This window comes from Acidovorax sp. SRB_24 (assembly GCF_012931925.1).
In genome coordinates, this window is record NZ_MWOM01000050.1 from 25,322 (window position 1) to 32,268 (window position 6,947).

General features: G+C 71.8%; 7 protein-coding genes. 4 read left to right on the plus strand and 3 right to left on the minus strand.

Annotated elements, in window-relative coordinates; translation table 11 throughout:
• Both B2J89_RS15555 and B2J89_RS15560 read left to right on the plus strand, forming a co-directional pair.
• On the plus strand, positions 1–1,011 hold the full coding sequence (locus tag B2J89_RS15555; protein ID WP_169169954.1) for an L-threonylcarbamoyladenylate synthase: 1,011 nt from the start codon (positions 1–3) through the stop codon (positions 1,009–1,011).
• 49 nt (positions 1,012–1,060) lie between these two features.
• The gene (locus B2J89_RS15560; RefSeq protein WP_169169955.1) at positions 1,061–2,020 is read left to right on the plus strand and encodes an SGNH/GDSL hydrolase family protein; all 960 of its coding nucleotides are present in this window, start codon (positions 1,061–1,063) and stop codon (positions 2,018–2,020) included.
• Between the two features lie 60 nt (positions 2,021–2,080).
• Here B2J89_RS15560 and B2J89_RS15565 read toward each other — a convergent pair whose 3' ends face one another.
• From B2J89_RS15565 to dacB, 3 genes are all read right to left on the minus strand, one after another.
• Positions 2,081–2,752, minus strand: a complete 672-nt coding sequence (locus B2J89_RS15565) for an OmpW family protein (protein WP_169169956.1) — start codon at positions 2,750–2,752, stop codon at positions 2,081–2,083.
• Positions 2,753–2,783: 31 nt separating this feature from the next.
• Positions 2,784–3,926 carry an SGNH/GDSL hydrolase family protein gene (locus B2J89_RS15570; protein WP_371809082.1) on the minus strand — a complete coding sequence of 381 codons (1,143 nt, stop codon included), beginning with the start codon at positions 3,924–3,926 and terminating at the stop codon, positions 2,784–2,786.
• 133 nt (positions 3,927–4,059) lie between these two features.
• Positions 4,060–5,472 (minus strand): D-alanyl-D-alanine carboxypeptidase/D-alanyl-D-alanine-endopeptidase, encoded by a 1,413-nt coding sequence (dacB, locus tag B2J89_RS15575; protein ID WP_169169957.1) that lies wholly within the window; start codon positions 5,470–5,472, stop codon positions 4,060–4,062.
• 109 nt (positions 5,473–5,581) lie between these two features.
• On the opposite strand from dacB, the gene tsaB reads away from it, so the two are divergent.
• On the plus strand, positions 5,582–6,301 hold the full coding sequence (gene tsaB / locus B2J89_RS15580) for a tRNA (adenosine(37)-N6)-threonylcarbamoyltransferase complex dimerization subunit type 1 TsaB (RefSeq protein WP_169169958.1): 720 nt from the start codon (positions 5,582–5,584) through the stop codon (positions 6,299–6,301).
• Complete coding sequence (gene rimI / locus B2J89_RS15585; RefSeq protein ID WP_169169959.1) at positions 6,298–6,774, plus strand: ribosomal protein S18-alanine N-acetyltransferase; 477 nt, start codon at positions 6,298–6,300, stop codon at positions 6,772–6,774. The genes tsaB and rimI overlap by 4 nt, the downstream gene beginning before the upstream one ends.
• The last annotated feature ends 173 nt before the right edge of the window (positions 6,775–6,947 follow it).

Consider the following 6,947-nt stretch of genomic DNA (forward strand, 5'->3'; position numbering starts at 1 on the left):
ATGATCCTCGACGGCCAGCTTCCTGCTTCCATTGCCGCTGCGGCGCGCGCGCTGCGCCGCGGCGCGCTGCTCGGCCTGCCGACCGAAACCGTCTACGGCCTGGCCGCCGACGCCGGCAGCGACGCCGCCGTCGCGCAGATCTTTGCCGCCAAGGGCCGGCCCAGCGACCACCCGCTGATCGTGCACGTGGCCGACGCGGCGGGCATCGCCCACTTCGCCAGCGAGGTGCCGGCCTTCGCCCAGGCGCTGGTCGACGCCTTCTGGCCCGGCCCGCTGACCCTCATCCTGCCGCGCCGCCCCGGCGTGGCCACGGCCGCCACGGGCGGGCAGGACAGCGTGGGCCTGCGCTGCCCCTCGCACCCGGTGGCCCAGGCCGTGCTGCGCGCCTGCGCGGCCGACGACCTGGCCCTGGGCGGCGCGCCCGTCTGGGGCGTGGCCGCGCCCAGCGCCAACCGCTTTGGCCGCGTCAGCCCGACCACGGCCGCGCATGTGCAGGACGAACTCGGCAGCGACCTGCTGGTGCTCGACGGCGGCGCCTGCGCCGTGGGCATCGAAAGCACCATCGTCGACTGCACGCGCGGCGTGCCGGTGCTGCTGCGCCCCGGCGCCATCACGCGCGACCAGATTCAGAGCGCCTGCGGCCTGCGCCCGCTCTCGAAAGAGGAGCTGCCTGCGAAGACCCCGCGGGCCTCTGGCACGCTTTTGGCGCATTACGCGCCGAACGCCAAGGTGCGGCTGATGGACGCCCAGGCCCTGCAGGCCGGGCTCGACGTGCTCGGCGCCGACGCCGCCCACCTGGCGGTGTACGCGCGCACGCCGCTGCGCACGGCCGCGAGCGGCGTGCTGCTGCGGCGCATGCCGGGCGATGCCGAGGCCGCCGCGCAGCAGCTGTTCGCCGTGCTGCGCGGCTTTGACGACCAGGGTGCGCGCCTGGTCTGGATCGAGACCCCGCCCGCGTCGCCCGACTGGGAAGGCGTGCGCGACCGGCTGCAGCGCGCCGCGGCCGCCTGAGGCGCGGCGCGGCCTCGTTAAACTACCCGTCCAAATTCTGGAGAATGCAATGGCAGTTAATTGGTTGCGCCGCGGTGTCCTGGCGGCCGCATGTGCGTCGGCGGCGCTGCTCGTGGCGTGCGGTTCGAGCACGATCGAATCGGCGCTCAAACCCGAGCGCTTTGTCGCTTTCGGCGATGGTTTCAGCGACGTCGGACAGGTGGGCGGTGCCCGCTACACGGTCAACGACGGCGCGGTCAACAACTGGACGCAGCAGTTGGCAGCGACCTACGGCATCGCGCTGACGGCCCGCTCGGCGGGCGGATCCAGCTACGCGCAGGGCAATGCCCGCGTCGCGGCCAAACCCGACGCGGCCGGCAACGCCGCCACGCCCACGGTGGTCGAGCAGATCGATGCATTCCTGGCCGCGGGCAGCTTCAAGGACTCCGACGTGGTCGTGGTCGGCGCGGGCACGGCCGATGTCATTGCGGAAATGGCGGCCGTGGCGGCTGGCTCCCAGACCCCGGCACAGATGCTCGCCAACCTGCAGGACGCAGGCCGCGCGCTCGGCGCGCAAACCGAGCGCCTGGTCCAAGCCGGTGCCAAGCACGTGGTGGTGACGGGCGCCTACAACCTGGGCCGCTCGCCCTGGGCCGCGGCCACCGGCCAGGTCGATTTGCTCACGCAGGCCAGCAGCAAGTTCAACGAGGCGTTCCTGGTGCGCATCGTCAACCTGGGCGCCAATGTGCTCTATGTGGACGCCGCCTATTACTTCAACCTGCTGACCAGCTCGCCCAGCAGCTATGCGTTCAATGACGCTGTGACCCCGGTCTGCACCTCGGTGGACGCAGGCAACGGCATTGGCATTGGCGCGGGCCAGGTGAACTCGGCGCTGTGCACGCCCGGCACGCTGCTGCCCGGCGTGAGCGACTACTCCAAGTACGTCTTCGCAGACCGCGTCTACGCCACGCCGGCCGCACACCGCCTGTTCGGCACCTACGCCTACGACCGGCTGCACGCGCGCTGGTAAGCCGGCAGCGCCCACAAAAAAGCCGACCTACCGGGTCGGCTTTTTGTTGTGTGGCCGGGCTCAAAAGCGGTAGCCAATGCCCAGCGCAAACACGTTCGGGTTGAGCTTCAGGGTGATCGACTGGCCCGACGAGAGCTGGGTCGTGGTCTTGAGGAAGCTCTTGTAGTAGGCCGCGTCCACGAACCAGCGCTCGTTGAAGTTCCAGACAAAGCCCACCTGCGGCGTCAGCCCCCACTTGTTGTCGATGCTGGCGGTGGTCGGGTTGGCCGGCGTGCCGCCCGTGAGGCCGCTGAGCGCCGCAGTGGTGCGTGTCTTGAAGAACCGGCTGTAGGTCACGCCCAGGCCCACGTAGGGGCGGAACCTGGCCTGGGCTTCGCCAAAGCGGTATTGCGCGAACAAGGTGGCGGGATACACCTTGGTTTCGCCCAGCTTGCCCACGCCGGCGATGGCGCCATCGCCCACGAAGTCGTGCTTGAACGGCACGCCCAGAGGCAGGTCGACCGCCCAGTGGTCGGTCAGCATGTAGTTGAGGCCGCCGGTCAGGGCGCTGGCCGAGTGCACGTCGATCGTGGTGCCCGGAAAGCTCGGGGCGCTCAGGTCGCCGCTCTTGACCTGCGGCGCGATGCGGGTGGCGCCCACGCGCACGCTGAGGGTGCCGGCAACCTGCGCGCTGGCACTGGCGCAGAGCGCGAGCACTGCAAGGGCCCCACCTGCCTTGGAAAGATATGGCATGGAAAACTCCTGGAAAGGGATGGCAATCGGCTTACAACCAGCCGGCGCGGGACAGCGAACGCGACACCAGGTCGCCGATCAGTTGGTGGCCGTACGGCGTGGGGTGAAAGCTGTCGGAAAAGCCGTAGCTCTGCCACCAGTTCGCACCGCCCGTGGCGCCGGCAGGCGGTGTCTGTGCCGACAGCGCGGCGGCGGTGCAGGTGGGGAAGGTGTAGGTGGGCAGACCGTCGCCGCCCACGCCCGTGATGGGGCAGGCCGGCGTGGTGACGTTGGTGAGCTGGTACTGCGCCGGGTGGTTGGCCTGGTCCAGGAAAGAGGTGTAGAAGTCGACCACGGCGACGCGCGGGTCGCCCGCGAGGCTGGCGGCCAGCTGGGTATTGAAGGCCTGGATCCAGCCGTCAAACAGCGCGGCAGCCTGCGCTGCGGCGGCGGCGCCATTGGCCTGGGCAATCGAACCCAGGACCATCTGGAAGCGCGGCGTCTTGGTGATGCCCGGCATGTTCAGCACGGCCACGCGCGGTGCGCCCTTGTCGAGCACAGTGGCCTGGATGGTGGCGGCAAACTGCGCGGCCAGCGCTTTCATGTAGGCGCCACCGACCTGGGCCAGGCCCGAGGGGCCCGCGGCCAGCGCGGCGTTCACCGTGGCGGCGTCGAGCACCGTGCCCAGCACGGTCTTGTAGGTTGCGCCGCCGTCGCTCGGGGCCTTGAGGTAGGCACCGATCAGGTCGGCGGCGTCGTTGCCGCCGCCGTCGATCAGCACCAGATCGCCGGCACCGTAGCCGGCCATCGCCGCATCCTTGAGCTGCTGGACGATGGACACGGGCGACGTGGGGGCGGTGAAGTTGTTGATGCGCCCTCCCCCCACCGCGTAGTTGGTGCAACCCGCATTGGCAGAAAACGCCGCGCCGGTGAAGCTGTAGCGCGCGCACAGCGACCGGCCATAGCTCGTGGCCACGCGTTCGGGCCAGATCGGGGTCGAGCCTGCGCCTGTGGGCGCCGTGCCCTGCACCGTGAACTTGTAGCCGAAGGTGCCGCTGTCGGCCAGGCTGTCGCCCATGACCTTGACCGACGTGACTGGGGCGGCGGGCGTGGTGTCCGAGCCACCTCCGCCGCACGCAGCCAGCAGGCAGGCGGCAGCCAGCGCGGCCCAGGAAGTTTGGTTTTTCAGGGTCAAGGCGTTCTCCGTCAGGTTACAAAAAGCACGACCGTGCGATTTATGACAAAAATCGTAGACCTGTGCAGAGGCTGCACACACCGGGAAACTACCCGGTGGCGGAAAAACCAAAACTGTGTTCTGGCCAGGGCGCTTACTGGTCGTGCGCCGTCCAGTCGATCAGGGCATCGAAGGCAGCGCGCGCCGCCGGTGCGTTGGCGTGGTTGACCAGGGCCACCAGCACATAGCGGCGGCCGCTGGCGGCATGCACATAGCCGGCCACGGCGGCCACATCGCGCAGGCTGCCGGTCTTGAGGTGGGCGCTGCCCACCGCGCGGCTCTGGCTGCGGCGCAGCGTGCCGTCCATGCCCGCGATGGGCAGGGAGGACAGCAGCTCAGGCATCACCGGCGCGGCCCAGGCGGCCTGCAGCATGCGCGCCAGGGCCTGGGCGCTGATGCGCGCCTCCCGGCTCAGGCCGGCGCCGTTGTCGACCACGGGCGGATCGGCGTCGCCAAAGCGGCCGCGCCACCACTGGCGCAGCGCATCGCGCGCCCCCTCGGGGGTCGCCACGCCATTCTTGTGCAGGGCCAGCGTCAGGAACAGCTGCTGCGCCATGACGTTGTTGCTGTATTTGTTGATGTCGCGCACCACCTCGGCCAGCGCCGGCGAAGTGGCGCTGAAGGCGGGCTGCAGGCCCGCCGGCACCGGGCCCTCGCGCACCGTGCCGGTGAGCTGGCCGCCGAGTTCGCGCCACAGGCCCTCCACGGCACGCGCCGCATGGGCACGCGGGTCGGCATAGGCCACGGCCCAGCTGCGCGCGCCACAGGCGGCCGGATAGACGCCGGCAAAGCCCATGCGCGCGGGGTCGGACAGTTCGGCGCGCAGGCCGGCGCGCCAGTCGCCACAGGCCGCGCCCGGCGCCGCCAGCGGCAGCGCGGCCTGCAGCTGCACGCCGGCCAGCGGCGGATCGAACTGCACGCGCGCCTGGCCGGCGAGCGCATCGGGCACGAACCCCATCACCACCGACTTGTAATTGATCAACAGCGCATCGGGCGCGGCGTTGTAGGGCCGCAGCGGCTCGCCGTCGAACTGCGCCGGGTCGTGCGCCGGCACCGCGAAGGCCGAGCGGTCGAGCACGATGTCGCCCTCGATGGCCTGGATGCCCTGGCCCTGCAAGCGCCGCAGCAGCAGCCACAGGCGCTCCAGGACCAGCTTGGGGTCGCCCTGGCCCCGGAGATAGACGTTGCCGCGCAGGCGGCCGCCCTGCACCACGCCGTCCACATAGACCGGCGTGTTCCACACATAGGCCGGCCCCAGCAGGTCCAGCCCGGCAAAGGTGGTGACCAGCTTCATGACCGAGGCCGGGTTCATGGGCACCTGCGCGCGGTGCGCCAGGCGCGGTGCGGCGCCGCCCTCGGCCGGGGCGACGAGCACCGAGATGGCGTCGCGCGGCACCTGGGCGCGCGCCAGCGCGGCGTCGACCCCGGGCGGCAAGGGCGCTGGCGCGGCAGCGGCCACGCACCAGGACACGGCCAGTGCACAGAAAACGGACAGACGCGGCAACATGGCGCCAGTTTACGGGGCCTGCCACGGCCGCCTGGGCCAGCGCCGATAATCGGGGCTGGGCGCACCGCGCCATGGCACCGGCCCCGCCCGCCCCCGACTCTTTCGCACCATGAACCTGCTTGCCTTCGACACCAGCACCGACACCCTGTCCATCGCCGTGGCGCGCGGCGCCGCGCTGTGGCAGCACACCGGGCCCGGCGGCGCCCAGGCCTCGGCCACGCTGATCCCGGCCATGCGCCGCCTGCTGGCCGAGGCGGGCCTGGACTTTGCCGCGCTCGATGCCATCACCTTCGGGCGCGGCCCGGGCTCGTTCACCGGGCTGCGCACGGCCTGCGCGGTGGCCCAGGGCCTGGCTTTTGGCGCCGGCGGCGGGCGCGGTACGGCGGTGCTGCCCGTCGACACCCTGGCCGCCGTGGCCGAGGAGGCGCGCCAGCAGCACGGCTGCACCCAGGTGGTGGCCGTGCTGGACGCGCGCATGGACGAGGTCTATGTGGCGCGCTACCAGTGGCGGGCCGGTGCCTGGCGGGGCGACGGCGACTTCGGCCTGTGCGCACCCGAGGCCGTGCAGGTCCCCGCTGGCTGGACCGTGGCCGGCAATGCCCTGGCCGCCTATGGCGAGCGCCTGGCGCCGTTCGCGCCCCACGTGCACGCGCTGCCCACCGCCACGGCCCTGCTGCGCCTGGCGCCGGGCCTGCTGGCGGCGGGCGGCGGCCTGAGCGCCGACCAGGCCCTGCCGCGCTACATCCGCGACAAAGTCGCCAAGACCACCGCCGAGCGCATGGCCGAACGCGCCGCGCAGGCGGCCCTCACCACCCCTGCCCTGCCATGAGCGCCCTGCCCACCCCGTTCGGCACCCCCGAGGTGCGCCTAGAGCCGCTGACGCTGGACCGGCTGGACGCGCTTTTGGCGGTCGAGCAGCAGGCCTATTCCCACCCTTGGTCGCGCGGCAACTTCATCGACTCGCTGGCCAACGGCTACCAGGTGCAGCTGCTGATGGGCGGCGAGCAGCTGCTGGGCTACTTCGTCGCGATGCAGGGCGTGGACGAGGCCCACCTGCTGAACCTCACCGTGGCGCCCGCCTTCCAGCGCCAGGGCTGGGCCCGCGTGCTGCTGGACGCGCTGGCGCTGTGGGCGCGCGGCCTGGGCGCACAGTGGCTGTGGCTCGAAGTGCGCGCCGGCAACGAACGCGCGCGCAAGATCTATGAAGCCCACGGCTTTCGCCGCGTGGGCGAGCGCAAGCGCTACTACCCCTGCGCCGACGGCGGGCGCGAGGACGCCATTGTCATGAGCCGCCCGCTATGAGCCTGTCCCTCGATGCGCGCCAGCGCGCCATGCTGCAGGAAATGGGGGTGCAGGTCTGGCTGCCCAGCCCGGCCGCGGCCCCTGCCGAGCGGGCCGCCCGTGCGCCCGCGCCAGAGCCAGAGCCCTCCCCGGCGCGCCCGGTCGCGCCCAACGCCGTCCCCGCAGCCCCGGCG

Coding starts and splice junctions, on each gene's coding strand:
- B2J89_RS15555 (WP_169169954.1), top strand. CDS start 1: ATGATCCTCGACGGCCAGCTTCCTGCTTCCATTGCCGCTGCGGCGCGC.
- B2J89_RS15560 (WP_169169955.1), top strand. CDS start 1,061: ATGGCAGTTAATTGGTTGCGCCGCGGTGTCCTGGCGGCCGCATGTGCG.
- B2J89_RS15565 (WP_169169956.1), bottom strand. CDS start 2,752: ATGCCATATCTTTCCAAGGCAGGTGGGGCCCTTGCAGTGCTCGCGCTC.
- dacB (WP_169169957.1), bottom strand. CDS start 5,472: ATGTTGCCGCGTCTGTCCGTTTTCTGTGCACTGGCCGTGTCCTGGTGC.
- tsaB (WP_169169958.1), top strand. CDS start 5,582: ATGAACCTGCTTGCCTTCGACACCAGCACCGACACCCTGTCCATCGCC.
- rimI (WP_169169959.1), top strand. CDS start 6,298: ATGAGCGCCCTGCCCACCCCGTTCGGCACCCCCGAGGTGCGCCTAGAG.